Annotated in this window: 18 protein-coding genes; 10 read left to right on the top strand and 8 right to left on the bottom strand. The window is 73.9% G+C overall.

The genetic code is table 11. The annotated features are described in order from the left end of the window. Window positions 1-22: 22 nt before the first annotated feature. From AB0E19_RS02190 to AB0E19_RS02180, 3 genes are read right to left on the bottom strand one after another with little or no spacing between them, the layout of a single operon-like run. On the bottom strand, window positions 23-1,009 hold the full coding sequence (locus AB0E19_RS02190) for an acyl-CoA dehydrogenase family protein (protein WP_362171733.1): 987 nt from the start codon (window positions 1,007-1,009) through the stop codon (window positions 23-25). Further along, window positions 1,009-2,178 carry an acyl-CoA dehydrogenase family protein gene (locus AB0E19_RS02185; RefSeq protein ID WP_362171730.1) on the bottom strand — a complete coding sequence of 390 codons (1,170 nt, stop codon included), beginning with the start codon at window positions 2,176-2,178 and terminating at the stop codon, window positions 1,009-1,011. The genes AB0E19_RS02190 and AB0E19_RS02185 overlap by 1 nt, the downstream gene beginning before the upstream one ends. Beyond that, window positions 2,178-3,068: an enoyl-CoA hydratase gene (locus tag AB0E19_RS02180; RefSeq protein ID WP_362171727.1), complete on the bottom strand. Its 891-nt coding sequence runs from the start codon at window positions 3,066-3,068 to the stop codon at window positions 2,178-2,180. Before AB0E19_RS02180 ends, AB0E19_RS02185 begins: the two co-directional genes overlap by 1 nt. 45 nt (window positions 3,069-3,113) lie before the next feature. Here AB0E19_RS02180 and AB0E19_RS02175 point away from each other — a divergent pair, with 45 nt between their 5' ends. Genes AB0E19_RS02175 through AB0E19_RS02160 form a run of 4 tightly spaced genes read left to right on the top strand, consistent with a single transcriptional unit; the run spans window position 3,114 to window position 6,843 of the window. After that, window positions 3,114-4,280, top strand: coding sequence for an acyl-CoA dehydrogenase family protein (locus AB0E19_RS02175; RefSeq protein WP_362171724.1), 1,167 nt, complete (start codon window positions 3,114-3,116; stop codon window positions 4,278-4,280). Beyond that, window positions 4,277-5,065, top strand: a complete 789-nt coding sequence (locus AB0E19_RS02170) for an SDR family oxidoreductase (protein WP_362171721.1) — start codon at window positions 4,277-4,279, stop codon at window positions 5,063-5,065. The genes AB0E19_RS02175 and AB0E19_RS02170 overlap by 4 nt, the downstream gene beginning before the upstream one ends. Continuing rightward, window positions 5,062-5,676, top strand: coding sequence for a TetR/AcrR family transcriptional regulator (locus AB0E19_RS02165; protein ID WP_360608859.1), 615 nt, complete (start codon window positions 5,062-5,064; stop codon window positions 5,674-5,676). The genes AB0E19_RS02170 and AB0E19_RS02165 overlap by 4 nt, the downstream gene beginning before the upstream one ends. Window positions 5,677-5,685: 9 nt before the next feature. Continuing rightward, the gene (locus AB0E19_RS02160) at window positions 5,686-6,843 is read left to right on the top strand and encodes an acetyl-CoA C-acetyltransferase (protein WP_360608861.1); all 1,158 of its coding nucleotides are present in this window, start codon (window positions 5,686-5,688) and stop codon (window positions 6,841-6,843) included. Between the two features lie 143 nt (window positions 6,844-6,986). Here AB0E19_RS02160 and AB0E19_RS02155 read toward each other — a convergent pair whose 3' ends face one another. The 5 genes from AB0E19_RS02155 to AB0E19_RS02135 all read right to left on the bottom strand — a co-directional run bounded on the left by AB0E19_RS02155 (window position 6,987) and on the right by AB0E19_RS02135 (window position 11,100). Next, entirely contained in the window at window positions 6,987-7,565 is a 579-nt protein-coding gene (locus AB0E19_RS02155) for a VOC family protein (RefSeq protein WP_362171716.1), read from the bottom strand. Between the two features lie 73 nt (window positions 7,566-7,638). Continuing rightward, entirely contained in the window at window positions 7,639-8,703 is a 1,065-nt protein-coding gene (locus AB0E19_RS02150; RefSeq protein ID WP_362171713.1) for a nitronate monooxygenase, read from the bottom strand. Next, window positions 8,700-9,482: a CoA-transferase gene (locus AB0E19_RS02145; RefSeq protein ID WP_362171710.1), complete on the bottom strand. Its 783-nt coding sequence runs from the start codon at window positions 9,480-9,482 to the stop codon at window positions 8,700-8,702. Before AB0E19_RS02145 ends, AB0E19_RS02150 begins: the two co-directional genes overlap by 4 nt. After that, the gene (locus tag AB0E19_RS02140; protein ID WP_362172319.1) at window positions 9,479-10,327 is read right to left on the bottom strand and encodes a CoA-transferase; all 849 of its coding nucleotides are present in this window, start codon (window positions 10,325-10,327) and stop codon (window positions 9,479-9,481) included. The genes AB0E19_RS02145 and AB0E19_RS02140 overlap by 4 nt, the downstream gene beginning before the upstream one ends. Window positions 10,328-10,341: 14 nt before the next feature. Beyond that, window positions 10,342-11,100 (bottom strand): enoyl-CoA hydratase family protein, encoded by a 759-nt coding sequence (locus AB0E19_RS02135; RefSeq protein WP_362171707.1) that lies wholly within the window; start codon window positions 11,098-11,100, stop codon window positions 10,342-10,344. Between the two features lie 78 nt (window positions 11,101-11,178). On the opposite strand from AB0E19_RS02135, the gene AB0E19_RS02130 reads away from it, so the two are divergent. From AB0E19_RS02130 to AB0E19_RS02105, 6 genes are all read left to right on the top strand, one after another. Then, window positions 11,179-11,958, top strand: coding sequence for an SDR family oxidoreductase (locus AB0E19_RS02130; protein ID WP_362171704.1), 780 nt, complete (start codon window positions 11,179-11,181; stop codon window positions 11,956-11,958). A 13-nt stretch (window positions 11,959-11,971) separates the two neighbouring features. Continuing rightward, entirely contained in the window at window positions 11,972-12,883 is a 912-nt protein-coding gene (locus AB0E19_RS02125; protein WP_362171701.1) for an SDR family oxidoreductase, read from the top strand. A 188-nt stretch (window positions 12,884-13,071) separates the two neighbouring features. Beyond that, complete coding sequence (locus AB0E19_RS02120) at window positions 13,072-13,854, top strand: 2-keto-4-pentenoate hydratase (RefSeq protein ID WP_362171698.1); 783 nt, start codon at window positions 13,072-13,074, stop codon at window positions 13,852-13,854. 7 nt (window positions 13,855-13,861) lie between these two features. Then, complete coding sequence (locus tag AB0E19_RS02115; RefSeq protein WP_362172316.1) at window positions 13,862-14,773, top strand: acetaldehyde dehydrogenase (acetylating); 912 nt, start codon at window positions 13,862-13,864, stop codon at window positions 14,771-14,773. 12 nt (window positions 14,774-14,785) lie between these two features. Next, window positions 14,786-15,820: a 4-hydroxy-2-oxovalerate aldolase gene (gene dmpG, locus AB0E19_RS02110; RefSeq protein ID WP_362171695.1), complete on the top strand. Its 1,035-nt coding sequence runs from the start codon at window positions 14,786-14,788 to the stop codon at window positions 15,818-15,820. 25 nt (window positions 15,821-15,845) lie between these two features. Further along, window positions 15,846-17,006 carry a Rieske 2Fe-2S domain-containing protein gene (locus AB0E19_RS02105; protein WP_362171692.1) on the top strand — a complete coding sequence of 387 codons (1,161 nt, stop codon included), beginning with the start codon at window positions 15,846-15,848 and terminating at the stop codon, window positions 17,004-17,006.

Raw genomic sequence — 17,006 nt, 5'->3', positions numbered from 1 at the left:
GACGGGGACGTGCGCCGAGGGCTCAGGGGGCGAGGACGCGGGCGCGGCAGGCGGCGGGGGTGCCCCAGGCGTCGCGGAGCGGGCGTGCCTTGCGGATCCACAGGGAGAGGTCGAGCTCCTCGGTGTAGCCGACGGCGCCGTGGAGCTGGAGGGCGGTGCGGGCCGCGGCGTGGGCGGCCTCGCCCGCGGTGACCTTGGCGGCGGCGATCTCCCGCGGCGCGGTGCCGCGTCCGGCGAGGGCGAGGGCGGCGGCGTACAGCAGGGGCCGGGCGAACTCCAGGGCGATCAGGGTGTCGGCCAGCCGGTGCTTCACCGCCTGGAACGAGCCGATGGGGACGCCGAACTGGGTGCGCTGCCCGACGTAGGCGACCGTCCGGTCGAGCAGGGCCCGGCCGAGACCGAGGCACTGCGCGGCGGTCGCGAGGGCCGCGACCTCGACGGCGTACGCGGTGGCGGCGGCCACCCCGGGGCCGCGGGCCAGGACGGTGCCGCCGAGCGGGCGGGCCAGCCGGCGGGCCGGGTCGGCCGAGGGCTGGACGGGGCCGGCGGAGCCGGCGAGGCGCAGGGTGTCGTCCTCGACGACCAGGACGGCGTCGGCCACGTCCGCGTCCAGCGCGTAGGGGCCGGTGAGCGCGGGGACGCCCAGGGAGACGGTCGCCTTGCCGGCGGCGACGCGCGGGAGCCAGGCGGAGGCGGCGCCGTCGTCGCCGAGCCGGTGCAGCAGGGCGGCCGCGGCGACCGTCTCGACCAGCGGGCCGGGGACGGCGTGCCGGCCCAGTTCGGTGAAGGCGACGGCCAGTTCGAGCGGGAGCGGGCCCAGTCCCTCGTACGCCTCCGGCACGGCCAGCGCGAAGACGCCCGCCTCGGCGAGCCGGGACCAGAGCGCGAGCCCGGGGGCGTGGTCGCCGGCGGCCCAGGCGCGCGCGGTCCGGGGGGTGTCGGACGCCGAGAGCAGGGCGTCCAGGGTGCGGGCGAACTCCCGCTGTTCGTCGTCGAGCAGGAACCGCATCACCGGCGTCCCTTCGGCAGGCCGAGCAGCCGCTCGGCGATGATGTCGCGCTGGATCTCGTTGGTCCCGGCGTAGATCGGGCCGGCCAGCGAGAAGGTGTGGCCCTCGGCCCAGCCGCCGTGCGCGGGTGCCTCGGCGGCCTCGTCGGAGAGCTCGCCGTACGGTCCGAGGAGGTCGAGGGCGGTCTCGTGCAGGGCGATGTCCAGTTCGGACCAGAAGACCTTGTTGAGGCTGGACTCGGCGCCGAGGGAGTCGCCGGCGGCGATCCGGGAGGCGTTGGCGTAGGTGAAGAGCCGGTAGGCGCGGGCGCCGATCACGGCGTCGGCGACGCGGTCGCGGACGGCGGTGTCGGACGGGTCCGCCCGCTCCCGCCACAGCGTGGCGAGCCGGTCGGCGGCGGCCGAGAAGCGGCCGGGGCTGCGCAGGGTCAGTCCGCGTTCGTTGCCGGCCGTGCTCATGGCGACCCGCCAGCCGTCGCCGGGGGCGCCGATCACGTCCTCGTCGGGGACGAAGACCTCGTCGAGGAAGAGTTCGGCGAAGGCCGGCTTGCCGTCGAGCCGGCCCACGGGACGTACGGTCACGCCCTCCGCGTCGAGCGGGAACATGAGGTAGGTCAGGCCCCGGTGCGGCCGGTCCGCGCCCGGGTCGCTGCGGAAGAGGCCGAAGGCGCGGTCGGCGAAGGCGGCCCGGGAGGACCAGGTCTTCTGGCCGCCGATCAGCCAGCCGCCGTCGGTGCGCACGGCGGTGGAGCGCAGGCTCGCGAGGTCGGAGCCGGACTCGGGCTCGGACCACGCCTGGGCCCAGACGACCTCGCCGGAGGCCATCGGGGGCAGGATCCGGGCGCGCTGCTCCTCGGTGCCGTGCTCGAAGAGGGTGGGGGCGAGGAGGTTGATGCCGTTCTGGCTGACCCGGCCGGGAGCGCCGGCGGCGTAGTACTCCTCCTCGAAGACCAGCCAGCGCAGCACGGAGGAGCCGCGGCCGCCGTACTCCTCGGGCCAGGAGACCACCGACCAGCGGTCGGCGGCGAGTTCGGCCTCCCAGGCGCGGTGGGCGGCGAAGCCTTCGGCGGTCTCCAGGGAGGGCAGGGGGGCGGGGGGCACATGGGCGGCGAGCCAGGCGCGGGCCTCGGCCCGGAAGGCGTCGTCCGCCGGTGAGAAGTCGAGGTCCATCAGGCTCCCGCCTCCCGGGGGAAGGGGGGTCGTCCCCCGGAATGTCGCAGCATCGCGTGGATGTCCATGCCGCCGAGCGCGTCCCGTGCGGTCTCGGCGTTGTGCGCGTGCGCGAGGTGGTGCAGTCCGAAGACGGAGTCCATGCCGGTGTGCAGGCCCTGGAGGTCCTCGGCCTGGTTGACGGCGCGCTTGGTGAGGGCCAGGCCCATCCGGGGCATCTCGGCGATCCGGTCGGCCAACTCCAGGGTTCTGTCCATGAGTTCGTCACGGGGGACGACACGGTTGACCATGCCGACCTCGTGGGCGCGGCGGGCGCTCATCCGGTCGCCGGTGTAGAGGAACTCCTTGGCGATCCGGGGCGGCATCACCCAGGGGTGCGCGAAGTACTCGACGCCGGGGATGCCCATGCGGACCACCGGGTCGGCGAAGAAGGCGTCCTCGGAGGCGACGATCAGGTCGCAGATCCAGGCGAGCATCAGGCCGCCGGCGACGCAGGCGCCCTGCACGGACGCGACGACCGGCTTGGGCAGTTCGCGCCAGCGGCGGCACATGCCCAGGTAGACCTCGGACTCGCGGGCGAAGCGGCTCTCGGCGCCCTCCTTGTCCGAGTGGTCCCACCAGAGGCCGGCCTTCCGCTCGAACGGCAGGTGGGCGTCGCGTTCGGGGGTGCCGATGTCGTGGCCGGCGGAGAAGTGGTCGCCGGCGCCGGCGAGGACGACGACCTTGACCTCGCCGTCCTCGGCCGCGCGGTAGAAGGCGCGGTCGAGGGCGTAGGTCATCGCGGAGTTCTGGGCGTTGCGGTACTCGGGCCGGTCCATGGTGACGACGGCGACGGGGCCGCGCCGTTCGTAGCGGACGGGCCCGGTGGACGTGGTGCGGGCAGTGGACATCCGCCCTCCTTCCCTAACAAGTGTTTGGTAGGTTAACGTACCGCCATGAGCAACGTCGAGGAGTTCCGCAGGGAGGTCCGCGGCTGGCTGCGGGCCCACCTCACCGGCGAGTTCGCGTCCCTGCGGGGCCGCGGCGGCCCCGGACGCGAACACGAGGCGCACACCGAACGCCTCGCCTGGGAACGGCACATGGCCGCCCACGGATGGACCTGCGTCGGCTGGCCGAAGGAGTACGGCGGCCGGGGTGCGAGCCTGGAGGAACAGGTCGCCTTCCACGAGGAGTACGCCCTCGCCGACGCCCCCGCGCGCGTCGGCCACATCGGCGAACAGCTCCTCGGGCCGACCCTCATCGCCTTCGGCACCCCCGAGCAGCGCGCCCGCTTCCTGCCCCGGATCGTCGCCGTCGACGAACTGTGGTGCCAGGGCTACTCCGAGCCCGACGCCGGCTCCGACCTCGCGGGCGTCCGCACCCGCGCCGAACGCGACGGCGACACCTGGGTGGTCACCGGACAGAAGGTGTGGACCTCAGGCGCCCACGAGGCCGACTGGTGCTTCGTCGTCGCCCGCACCGAACCCGGCTCCACCCGCCACCACGGCCTCTCCTACCTGCTCGTCCCGCTGGACGCCCCCGGCGTCGAGATCCGGCCCATCGTCCAGCTCACCGGCACCTCCGAGTTCAACGAGGTGTTCTTCGACGCGGCCAGGACCGACGCCGCCCACATCGTCGGCGCGCCCGGGGACGGCTGGAAGGTCGCCATGGCCACGCTCGGCTTCGAACGCGGTGTCTCCACCCTCGGCCAGCAGGTCGGCTTCCGCCGCGAACTCGAAGCCGTCATCGGCCTGGCCCGGCGCAACGGCGCCGCCGACGACCCGATCGTCCGCGACCGCATCGCCCGCGCCTGGACCGGCCTGGAGACCATCCGCTTCAACGCCCTGAGGATGCTCGGCGGCGTCGCCGCCGGAGCCCCCGGGCCCGAGGCCTCCATCAACAAGATCTTCTGGGCCACCTGGCACCGCGAACTCGGCGAACTCGCCATGGACGTCAGCGGCGCCGACGGCATGCTCGCCGCCGGGGAACCGTACGACCTCACCGACTGGCAGCGGCTCTACCTCTTCTCCCGCGCCGACACCCTCTACGCCGGATCCAACGAGATCCAGCGCAACATCATCGCCGAGCGCGTCCTCGGCCTGCCCAAGGAGGCCCGCCCGTGACCGGCACCCCGCCCCCCTACGTCCCCGGCCACGGGCTGCTCGCCGGCCGCACCGCCGTCGTCACCGCCGCCGCGGGCGCCGGCATCGGCGGCGCCACCGCCCGCCGCCTCCTGGAGGAAGGCGCCCGCGTCCTCCTCTCCGACGCCCACGCCCGCCGCCTCAAGGAGTCCGAGGCCGAGCTCGCCGCCGAGTTCGGCGCCGACCGGGTGGCCGCCCTGCCCTGCGACGTCACCGACGAGACCCAGGTCGCCGCCCTCTTCGACCGCGCCGAGGAGACCCACGGCCGCCTCGACATCGTCGTGAACAACGCCGGACTCGGCGGCACCGCCGACCTCGTCGACATGACCGACGAGCAGTGGGACAAGGTCCTCGACGTCACCCTGGGCGGCACCTTCCGCTGCACCCGGGCCGCCCTGCGCCGCATGAAGGCCGCGGGCGCCGGAGGTGTCGTCGTCAACAACGCCTCCGTGATCGGCTGGCGCGCCCAGAAGGGCCAGTCCCACTACGCCGCCGCCAAGGCGGGCGTCATGGCCCTCACCCGCTGCGCCGCGCTCGAAGCCGCCGCGTACGGCGTCCGCGTCAACGCCGTCTCCCCGTCGCTCGCCATGCACCCCCACCTCGCCAAGGTCACCACCCCCGAACTCCTGGAGGAACTCACCTCCCGCGAGGCCTTCGGCCGGTACGCCGAACCCTGGGAGGTCGCGAACGTGATCGTCTTCCTCGCCAGCGGATACGCCTCCTACCTCACCGGCGAGGTCCTCTCGGTCAGCAGCCAGCACCCGTGAGACCGGCGCCCGAGCGGCGCCGCCAGCTCCTGGACGCGGCGGCCGAGGTCTTCGCCGCGCAGGGGTACGACGCCACCACCGTCCGCCGCATCGCGGACTCCGTCGGCCTGCTCGCCGGCAGCCTCTACTACCACTTCGACTCCAAGGAGTCGATGCTCGACGAGATCCTCTCCGGCTTCCTCGACGAGCTGTGGACCCGGTACGACGCCGTGCTCGCCGCCCGGCTCGGCCCCCGGGAGACCCTGGAGGCCCTCGTCACCGCGTCGTTCCGGGAGATCGACCGGCACCGCGCCGCCGTCGCCATCTACCAGAAGGAGTCCCGGCACCTCACGGACCAGCCGCGCTTCGGCTATCTCGCCGACGCCCAGCGGAGGTTCGAACGGGCCTGGCTCAGGACCCTGGAGGCCGGCGTGGCCTCCGGGGCCTTCCGCACCGACCTCGACGTCCGGCTCACCTACCGCTTCGTGCGCGACACCGTCTGGGTCGCCGCGTCCTGGTACCGGCCGGGCGGACAGCACAGCCCGGAGGAGATCGCCCGCCAGTACCTCTCGATGGTGCTGGAGGGGATCGCCCTCCGCGACCGACACCGGACACCCGAACCGTACGCATGAGGAGTCACCATGGCCGAGGCCTACATCGTCGAGGCGGTCCGCACCCCGGTCGGCAGGCGGAACGGCGGACTCTCCGCCGTCCACCCCGCCGACCTCGGCGCGCACGCCCTGAAGGCCCTGATGGAACGCTCGGGCGTCGACCCGGCCGCCGTGGAGGACGTCGTCCTCGGCTGCCTCGACACCGTCGGCCCCCAGGCCGGCGACATCGCCCGCACCTGCTGGCTCGCCGCCGGGCTCCCCGAGGAGGTGCCGGGCGTGACCGTGGACCGGCAGTGCGGCTCCTCCCAGCAGGCCCTGCACTTCGCCGCGCAGGGCGTCATGTCCGGCACCCAGGACCTCGTCGTCGCCGGCGGCACGCAGAACATGTCGATGATCCCCATCGCCTTCGCCAGCCGCCAGGCCGCCGAGCCCCTCGGCCTCACCGAGGGCCCCTACGCCGGCTCGGCCGGATGGCGGGCCCGCTACGGCGACCAGCCGGTCAACCAGTTCCACGGCGCCGAACTCATCGCCGAGAAGTGGGGCATCACCCGGCGCGACATGGAGGAGTTCGCGCTCCGCTCCCACCAGCGGGCGATCCGCGCGATCGACGAGGGCCGCTTCACCCGCGAGATCGTCCCCTACGGCGAGGTGACCACCGACGAAGGCCCGCGCCGCGACACGTCCCTGGAGAAGATGGCCGGCCTGAAGCCGGTGGTGGAGGGCGGCCGGATCACCGCCGCCGTCTCCTCCCAGGTGTCCGACGGCGCCTCCGCGATGCTCCTCGCCAGCGAGCGCGCCGTCCGCGAGCACGGGCTCACCCCGCGCGCCCGGATCCACCACCTCTCGGTGCGCGGCGAGGACCCGATCCGGATGCTCTCCGCGCCCATCCCGGCGACCGCGTACGCCCTGAAGAAGGCCGGCATGACCCTCGACGACATCGATCTCGTCGAGATCAACGAGGCCTTCGCCCCGGTCGTCCTCGCCTGGCTCAAGGAGACCGGCGCCGACCCCGGGAAGGTCAACGTCAACGGCGGCGCCATCGCCCTCGGCCACCCCCTCGGCGCCACCGGCACCAAGCTCGCCGTCACCCTCCTCCACGAACTGGAGCGCACCGGAGGCCGCTACGGCCTCCAGACGATGTGCGAGGGCGGCGGCCAGGCGAACGTGACGATCATCGAGCGGCTGTAGCGCACGGAGGTGCCCCCCCGACCGTCCGGCCGGAGGCCGGCGCAGGTCCCCGAAGCCCGGGAGGCCCCCTGGGGCCGAGCGGTGCGAGGGGGCCGTCGGGGAGGGGGCGATGTGCGGGGGCCGCGGCCGGGCCGACGTGACGATCACCGAGCGGCTGCAGGGCCCTGCGGAGGAGTGGCGGCGGGTGGCTGCTGCCGGACCGTGTGAGCGGCGCGGGGGCCTCCCGGGGTCTGCGCGCCGTACGCCGTGATCTCGGCGTCGAGGTCCAGCGGGCGGGTGGGCGAGGTCATCGCGGCGAGCTCGGCGGCCACGGCGTGGTCGGGGACCAGCCAGCACACCTCGAACTCGATGCCGTCGGGGTCGCGGGCGTAGAGCGCCTTGGTGGAGGCGTGGTCGCTCGCCCCGGTGAGCGCTCCCGCCTCCGTCAGGCGCGCCCGCATCGCCCGCAGCTCGGCGAGGGTGTCGACCTCCCAGGCCAGGTGGTAGAGGCCGACCCGGCCGCGGCCCGCGCCGGAGCCGGGTGCGGGGGACTGGAAGAGGCCGAGGTCGTGGTCGTTGGCGGAGCCCGCCGCCTGGAGGAACACCGCGCCGGGGAAGGCGCCGGGCAACGGCCGGAAGCCGAGGACGTCGCGGTAGAAGGCGAGGCTGCGGTCCAGGTCGGAGACGAAGAGGACGGCGTGGTTCAGCCGCTGGACGGGCATGCGGGTGGTCCGTTCGTTCATTGGGGGAGGGCGGAAGCACGATACGTCCGCCGGGGTGGCCGTCACCCCGGCGGACGTCGTGTGCGCGGGCCGGTCAGTCGGCGCGGGGCAGGGCGCGGAGCGTGGCCGCCGCCTCGGCCATCACGCGGTCGACGAGCTCCGCGCACGACGGCAGGTCGTCGATGAGGCCGGCGACCTGGCCCGAGGCCATCACCCCGGCGTCGGTGCGGCCGTCCACCATCGACGCCTTCAGCATCATCGGGGTGTTGGCGGCGAGCAGGATCTGGCTCCAGGTCAGTTCCTTGCCGTGCTTCATGGCGACCCCGTCCCTGACCATCTGGGACCAGCTCATGCCGGACTCGCGGCGGAACGCCGCCGCGTGCCGCACGGCCCTCAGCAGCGAGGCGGCCCGCCCGGAGCGCTCCAGGGCGTCGACCAGTTCGCTGCGGAGCATCCGGTGCGGCAGTCCGTCGACCTTCGTGGTGACGGTGACGTCTCCGACCGCCGCCGCCAGATAGCGGGCCTTGACCGCGTCGGGCACGGTCGAGTCGGAGGTGAGGAGGAAACGGGTGCCCATGGCGATCCCGGCCGCCCCGTAGGAGAGCGCGGCGACGAGACCGCGGCCGTCGTGGAAGCCGCCGGCGGCGATCACCGGGATGTCGACCGCGTCCACCACCTGGGGGAGGAGGACGGTGGTGGCGACGCTGCCGGTGTGGCCGCCGCCCTCCCCGCCCTGCACCACGACCGCGTCGGCGCCCCACGCGGCGACCTTCTCCGCGTGCCGGCGGGCGCCGATCGAGGGGATCACGACGACCCCCGCGTCCTTCAGCCGGGCGATCAGCTCGCGCGAGGGCGCGAGCGCGAACGACGCGACCCGCACCCCCTCGTCGATGATGATCCCGACCCGCTCGGCCGCGTCGCCCGCGTCCGCCCGCAGGTTCACGCCGAACGGCGCGTCCGTACGGGACTTGACCTCGCGCACGGCGGACCTGAGCTGCTCGACGCCCATGGTCGCCGAGGCCAGGACGCCCAGCGCGCCCGCGTTCGCGGCGGCCGAGACGAGGCGGGGCCCCGCGACCCAGCCCATGCCCGTCTGCACGATCGGGTGCCGCACCCCGATCAGGGCGGTGAGGGGGGTGGCGAGGGAGGCGTCGCTCATGCCCGGACCTCGCGGTCCCGCAGCCCCCGGGGGTCGATCTCCTCGCGGATCAGCCGGAGTTCCTCCGCTGTGGGGTCCCGGGTGTACGGCACCTCCTCGGGCACGGCGAGCGTGAAGCCGGTCGCCTCCCGCACCTGTGCGACCGTGACGCCCGGGTGCAGCGCACGCAGGCGCATCGTGCGGTCCGGGGTCTCGAAGTCGAAGACGCCGAGGTCGGTGATGACGCCCGGGAGGCGGTGGTAGCGGGTGGCGGAGGGGCCGGCCGCCGAGGCCCGGTCGTAGCCGACCCCGCAGGCCATGTCGACCCGCTCGACGAAGACCCGGGGCGAGTGCCGGGGGACCCAGTAACTCGTCGGGTTGTTCAGGGTGTTGACGGGGGCGCCGCGGACGCCGAGGAGCTGGCGGGCCGGCCGCTCCCACTCGCCGATGCAGCTGATGTTCTGGTTGCCGTGGCGGTCGAGCTGGCTGGCGCCCATCATCACGTGCCGCCGGCCGGTGGCGACCAGGGCCAGGTGCTGCCGGTACGGCAGCCAGCCCTCCACCACCCCGGGCGCCGCGCCGAGCGCCGGGACGTCGCCCATCAGCAGCGCCTCGCCGTCGGTGAGCAGCAGGTCGGGGGCGAACGTGAGCCGGGCGAGCCGGGCGCCGATCATCGGCACCGTGCCCATCGGGCTGGCCAGCACCTCGCCCGCGTCGCGCCACGCCTCGGCGCAGGCCAGCACGCAGTACTCGGCCCGGGTGACCGCCGGGGCCGTCGTGGGAGTGTCGGTGCCGCTCATGCTTCCTCCTCGTGGAACGCCGCCACGGCGGCCTGGTACGCGTCCTCGTCGCCGGACAGGAACCGCGCGGTGAACTCCCGCCACTTCTCCGGGTCGCGGGCCGCCTCGACGTAGTGGCGCTGGAAGGCCTCGTCCCGGTCGTGGTCGGGGACGCAGGAGGTGAAGTGCGCGCCACCGGGCGTCTCGACGACCCCGTCCACGAAGGCCCGCTTCAGCAGCAGCGTCTGCGGCCCCGCGTCCTTGAGCAGCTCGGAACTCTCCACGATCCGCTCGCAGGAGACGTACGCCGTGTCGGCGGCCTCGCAGAACAGATCGTCGAAGTACGGGTCGGGACCCAGGTACTGGCCGTTGCCGTGGACGTCGGCGCGGTTGAGGTGGACGAGGGCGGCGTCCAGCCGCAGCGCGGGCACGGCCACCAGCTCCTCGCGGTCGTCGTACGGCGAAGTGACCGTCCGCAGCCGGGGGTTGACCGTCATCACGTCCGAGGCGAGCCCGGCGCGGATGGGCATGAACGGCAGGCGGTGCACGGCGGCCGTGAGCCCCCACATCATCATCGCCTCGTCCAGCTCCACCAGTTCGAAGGCGCCGCGCTGCCGGGCCGCCACGAAGTGCGGCTCCAGCGGGACGGAGTCCAGGGTGGCGAAGGCGGCGACCAGCTTGCGGATCCTGCCCGCCGCGGCGAGCAGACCGACGTCCGGTCCGCCGTACGAGACGACGGTCAGGTCCGTGAGGTCCGAGCGCAGCAGCGCCCGTACCAGCGCCATCGGCTTGCGCCGGGAGCCCCAGCCGCCGATCCCGATCGTCATCCCGCTGCTCAGCCGCCCCACGACCTCGTCGGCGGTCATCGTCTTGTCCGTGCTCACGCCTGCTCCTCCTGCTCGTCCGTGCCGAAGGTGTCGCGGACCTCGTCGGCGACACCGCTGAGGTTGGCCTCGAAGGTGAAGCCCTGCTCGAAGCGGTAGGAGCGCCGCACGTCCACCGGGTCGATGCCGTTGATCGCCGCCTTCGCGAGGCGCAGGAGCCGGCCGTCCTTGGCGGCGATCTCCCGGGCCAGCTCCAGGGCCGCCGCGCGCAGCCCGGCGCGCGGGACGACCCGCCACACCGAGCCGTGCCGGTGCAGCTCCTCGGCGGTGACCGTGCGGGAGGTGTAGTACAGCGTCCGCATGAGGTGCTGGGGGACCAGCCGGGCGAGGTGGGTGGCGGCGCCGAGGGCGCCCCGGTCCAGCTCGGGCAGGCCGAAGGTCGCGTCCTCGGAGGCGACGATCGCGTCGGCGTTGCCGACGAGGCCGATGCCGCCGCCGAGGCAGAAGCCGTGGACGGCCGCGACGACCGGGACGGCGCAGTCGTAGACGGCGGAGAAGGCCTCGGCGCAGCCGTGGTTGGCGCCGAGGATCGCCTCGGGGCCGGTCGCGCGCTGGAGCTCCTTGATGTCGACGCCGGCGTTGAAGCCGCGGCCTTCGGCGGTGAGCACCACGCAGCGCGTCTTCGGGTCGGCGCCCGCGGACCGGACGGCGGCGGCGAGGTCGTACCAGCCCTGCACGGGGAGGGCGTTGACCGGGGGGAAGTCGACGGTGACGACGGTGACGCCGTCGTCCGGTGCGGAGGTGGAGACACCCATGAGCAGATCAGCTACCTTTCCACCAAACGTTTGTTAGGTGGAAGATAGCAGCGGTTCGCCCGCTGCGGGAGGTGTCCCTTGGCAGTGACCATCGATCTGTCCGGCTCCGTCGCCGTCGTCACCGGCGGCACCCGGGGCGTCGGCGCCGGGATCGCCAGAGCCCTGCTCGAAGCCGGGGCGGAGGTCGTGACCTGCGCCCGGCGGGCCCCCGACACACCCGTCGCGGCGGCGGGCCGCACCGCCCGCTTCCTCCCCGTCGACCTGCGCGACCCGGCCGCCGTCACGGCCTTCTTCGAGCGGGTGCGCGACGAGCACGGCCGCCTCGACACCCTCGTCAACAACGCCGGCGGCACGCCCTACCGCGCCCTCGCCGACGGCGACGCCGCCCAGCACGCCAGGGTCGTCGAGCTCAACCTCGTCGCCCCGCTGAACGCCTCGCTCGCCGCGCACCGGGTGATGAGCCGTCAGCCGGCCGGGGGCTCCATCGTCATGGTCGGCAGCGTCAGCGGCACCCGCCCGTCGCCGGGCACCGCCGCGTACGGCGCCGCCAAGGCCGCGCTGGAGAACCTCGCCCGCTCCATGGCCGTGGAGTGGGCCCCGCTCGTCCGGGTCAACACGCTCGTCCTCGGCATGGTCCGCACCGAGCTGTCCCACCTGCACTACGGCGACGAGGACGGCATCGCCGCCGTCGGCCGCACCGTGCCGCTCGGGCGGCTCGCCGCGCCCGCCGACATCGGCGACGCCTGCGTCTTCCTCGCCTCCGACCGGGCCGCGTACGTCAGCGGCGCCGCCCTCCACGTCCACGGCGGAGGGGAACGCCCCGCGTTCCTCGACGCCGCCACCGTCAACCACCCCTGAAAGGCAGGACCCCATGACCGGACTCTGCGCGGGACGCGTCGTCGCCGTCACCGGAGCGGGCCGCGGACTCGGGCGCGCCCACGCGCTCGCCTTCGCGGCGGAAGGAGCCAGGGTCGTCGTCAACGACCTCGGCGTCGGACTCGACGGCACGGGCGGGGGCGCGGGCCCCGCCCAGGAGGTCGTCGACGCGATCACGGCGGCGGGCGGCGAGGCGATCACCCACGGCGGCGACATCGCCACGACGGAGGGCGCGGCCTCCCTGATCGCCGCCGCCGTCGACGGCTTCGGCCGCCTCGACACGCTCGTCAACAACGCGGGTTTCCTCCGCGACCGGATGCTCGTCAACCTCGGCGAGGACGACTGGGACGCCGTCATGCGCGTCCACCTCAAGGGCCACTTCCTGCCGCTGCGGCACGCGGCGGCGTACTGGCGCGCCGAGTCCAAGGCCGGGCGTACGCCCCGGGCCCGGGTGATCAACACCAGCTCGGGAGCGGGGCTGCTCGGCAGCGTGGGCCAGGGCAACTACGCCGCCGCCAAGGCGGGGATCGTCGGGCTCACGCTCGTCGCGGCGGCGGAGATGGGACGGTACGGGGTCCAGGTCAACGCGATCGCCCCCGCGGCGCGGACCCGGATGACCGAACAGGCCTTCGCCGAGGCGATGGCCGCGCCCGAGGGCGCCGGGTTCGACGCCATGGCGCCCGAGAACGTCTCGCCGCTCGTCGTCTGGCTCGGCTCCGACGCGGCGGCGGGGGTGACGGGGCGGGTCTTCGAGACGGAGGGCGGCCGGATCACGGTCATGGAGGGCTGGCGGCCGGGGCCCACGGCCGACAAGCGTGCCCGCTGGACCCCGGCGGAGGCGGGCGAGACCGCACTCAAGCTCCTCGCCGCCGCCGAACCACCCCACCCGGTGTACGGCGCGCACTGACACGCCCGCCGTGCCGCCCGGGCCCGGGCTCCGCCGGGGCCCGGGCCGCGCGGTGACGGGCGGAGCGGCACGTGACGGGCGGGGCGGTGACGGGTTTCCCGGTCAGTGGGAGCGGGGGCTCACGGGGGTGCGGGGCGCGGGCCTAGCTTCGTCGGACACAGACCCGAGCGTCCCAGGAGGGAACCGTCATGCTCACGGACCGTCAGCGACACGAGGCGGCCGCGCTGCTGCGCTCCGCCGAACACGGCGTCGTGCCGATCGCCCCGCTGAGCGAGGCGTATCCCGGGATCGACGCCGATGACGCGTACGAGATCCAGCTCGTGAACATCCGGCACCGGCTCGCCGCCGGCGCCGAGGTGCGCGGCCACAAGGTCGGGCTCTCCTCGCCCGTCATGCAGCGCATGATGGGGGTGGACGAGCCCGACTACGGGCATCTGCTCCAGGACATGGAGTTCGCCCCCGGCGGGGCCGTGCCCACCCGCCGCTACTGTCAGCCCCGCGTCGAGGTGGAGATCGGCTTCGTCCTCGGGGACGACCTGCCGGGGGAGGACTGCACCCCCGCCGACGTGCTCGCCGCGACCGAGCGGGTCGTGCCCGCCCTGGAGCTCATCGACAGCCGCATCCGCGACTGGCGGATCACGATCGCCGACACCATCGCCGACAACGCCTCCTCCGCCGGATTCGTCATCGGCGAGGGCCGGTCCCCGCGCGGGCTCGACCTGAGGGCGGTCGAGGCACGGCTCGACCGTGACGGCGAGCGGCTCGCCGAGGGCCGCGGGGACGCCGTGCTCGGCGACCCGGCCCGCTCGGTCGCCTGGCTCGCCCGGACCGTCGCCCGCTTCGGCGTGCCCCTGAAGAAGGGGCACGTGGTGCTGCCCGGTTCGTGCACGCGCGCCGTCGACGTCGTCCCGGGCGCGACCTACACCGCCGACTTCACCGGGCTGGGCCCGGTCTCCCTCTCCTTCACCTGAGGTGATGATGACCCGCAAGACCAAGGCGACAGCCGCCATCGTCGGCTCCGGCAACATCGGCACCGACCTCCTGTACAAACTGCTCCGCTCCGAGCTCGTCGAGCCCCGCTGGATGGTCGGGGTCGACCCCGACAGCGACGGTCTCGCCCGGGCCCGCGGACTGGGTCTGGAGACCACCCACGAGGGCGTCGACGCGCTGCTCGGCCAGGCCGAGAGGCCCGACCTCGTCTTCGAGGCCACCAGCGCCTACGTGCACCGCGCCAACGCCCCCCGCTACGCGGAGCTCGGCATCCGGGCGATCGACCTGACGCCGGCCGCCGTCGGCCCGGCCGTCGTCCCGCCGGCCAACCTCCGCGCCCACCTCGACCGGCCCAACGTCAACATGATCACCTGCGGCGGCCAGGCCACCATCCCCATGGTGTACGCGGTCTCCCGCGTCGTCCCGGTCGCGTACGCCGAGATCGTCGCCTCGGTCGCCTCCGTCTCCGCGGGCCCCGGAACCCGCGCCAACATCGACGAGTTCACCCGCACCACCGCCCGCGGCATCGAGACCATCGGCGGCGCCGCGCGCGGCAAGGCGATCATCATCCTCAACCCCGCCGACCCGCCCGTGATCATGCGCGACACCGTCTTCTGCGCCATTCCCGAGGACGCCGACCGCGCCGCCATCGCGCTCTCCGTGAAGGAGGTCGCCGAGCAGGTCGCCTCGTACGTCCCCGGCTACCGGCTGCGCGGCGAGCCGCAGTTCGACGACCCGAGCCCCGAGAACGGCGGCATGGCGCGCGTCGCGATCTTCCTGGAGGTCGAGGGCGCGGGCGACTACCTGCCGCCGTACGCCGGAAACCTCGACATCATGACCGCCGCCGCCACGAAGGTCGGCGAGGAGTTCGCCCGGGCGCTCCTCGCCCCCGGCGCCTAAGGAGCCCCAGCCATGTCCCACACCCCGTACTCGGACGCGCTCGACATCCGGATCACCGACTCCTCGCTGCGCGACGGCTCGCACGCCAAGCGCCACCAGTTCACCGCCGCCGACGTGCGGTCCGTCGTCGCCGCCCTCGACGACGCCGGCGTCCCCGTCATCGAGGTGACGCACGGCGACGGGCTCGGCGGCTCCTCGTTCACCTACGGCTTCTCGAAGACCCCCGAGCAGGAGCTGATCAGGGCTGCCGTGGAGACCGCCCGGCGGGCCGTCATCGCCTTCCTCATGCTGCCCGGGCTCGGCGTCAAGGACGACATCCGGGCCGCCCGCGACAGCGGCGCGGGCATCTGCCGGATCGCCACCCACTGCACCGAGGCCGACATCGCGGTCCAGCACTTCGGACTCGCCCGCGAGCTCGGCCTGGAGACCGTCGGCTTCCTGATGATGGCCCACTCCACGAGCCCGGAGAACCTCGCCCGGCAGGCCCGCGTCATGGCCGACGCCGGCTGCCAGTGCGTGTACGTCGTCGACTCCGCCGGCGCCATGGTCATGGACGACGTCACCGACCGCGTCCAGGCCCTCGTCGCCGAGCTGGGCGGCGACGCCCAGGTCGGCTTCCACGGCCACGAGAACCTCGCCCTCGGCACCGGCAACTCCGTCGCCGCCGTCAAGGCCGGCGCCCTCCAGATCGACGGCTCCACCCGCCGGCTCGGCGCCGGCGCCGGCAACACCGCCGTCGAGGCCTTCGTCGCCGTCTGCGCCAAGATGGGCATCCGCACCGGCATCGACGTCCTGAAGATCATCGACGCGGCCGAGGACGTCGTCCGCCCCGTCATGGACGAGGAGTGCCGCCTCGACCGGCTCGCCCTCCTCATGGGCCACGCGGGCGTCTACTCCAGCTTCCTCAAGCACGCCTACCGGCAGGCCGAGCGGTACGGCGTCCCGGGCGCCGAGATCCTCCTCAAGGCCGGCGAACGGCGCCTGGTCGGCGGCCAGGAGGACCAGCTGATCGACATCGCCCTCGAACTCGCCGCCGCCCGGAACTGAACCCACCACACCCGAGGAGAACGTGATGACTGCTCTCGACGACGAGGCCCGGGTCATCGAAGCCGGCCGCCCGCCCACCCGCTTCGCCCGCGGCTGGCACTGCCTCGGCCTCGCCGACGCCTTCAAGGACGGCGCACCCCACGAGATCGAGGCCTTCGGCACCAAGCTCGTGGTCTTCCAGGGCGAGGACGACGGCGCGCTCCACGTCCTCAACGCCTACTGTCCCCACATGGGCGGCAACCTCGCCCACGGCACCGTCAAGGGCGACGCCGTCGCCTGCCCCTTCCACGACTGGCGCTGGTCGGGCGACGGCCGCTGCGCCGGCATCCCGTACGCCCGCCGCGTCCCGCCCCGCGCCCGCACCCGCAGCTGGCTGACCCTGGAGCGCAACCGGCAGCTCTTCGTCTGGCACGACCCCGAGGGCAACCCGCCGCCCCCCGAGGTCACCGTCCCCGAGATCGCCGGGATCCACGGCCCCGACGCCGGCGAGTGGAGCGACTGGAACTGGAAGACGCTCCGCGTCGAGGGCGCCAACTGCCGCGAGATCGTCGACAACGTCGTGGACATGGCGCACTTCTACTACGTCCACTACGCCTTCCCCGAGTACTTCAAGAACGTCTTCGAGGGCCACGTCGCCACCCAGTACATGGAAAGCAGCCCCCGCGGCGACATGGAGCTCGGCACCCTCAGCTCCGGCAACCTCCGCTCCGACGCCTCCTACTACGGCCCCTCCTACATGATCGACCACCTCTACAGCGACGTCGGCGGCGGCCTGGAGATGGAGATCGTCCTCATCAACTGCCACTACCCGGTCGACGCCGACAGCTTCGTGCTCCAGTACGGCGCCATCGTCAAGCGGCTCCCCGGCATGACCGACGAGCAGGCCGCCGAGGCCGCCGCGGCCACCGCCGAGGGCGCCACCGTCGGCTTCGAGCAGGACGTCGAGATCTGGCGGAACAAGACCCGCATCGACAACCCCCTCCTCACCGAGGAGGACGGCCCCGTCTACCAACTGCGCCGCTGGTACGAGCAGTTCTACGTCGACGCCGCCGACGTCAAGGACGAGATGACCCGGCGCTTCGAGTTCGAGATCGACACCCAGCGGGCCAACACCGCCTGGCGCGCCGAGGTCGGCGAGAACCTCGCCCGCCGCGCGGCGGCCGCGACGGAAGCCGGAGCGCCCTGA

The sequence above is a fragment of the Streptomyces sp. NPDC047974 genome, assembly GCF_040653375.1.
In the GTDB taxonomy this organism is placed as follows: domain Bacteria; phylum Actinomycetota; class Actinomycetes; order Streptomycetales; family Streptomycetaceae; genus Streptomyces.
The sequence above is the reverse complement of the archived record's forward strand: the minus strand, read 5'-3'. Positions and strand labels throughout refer to the sequence as shown.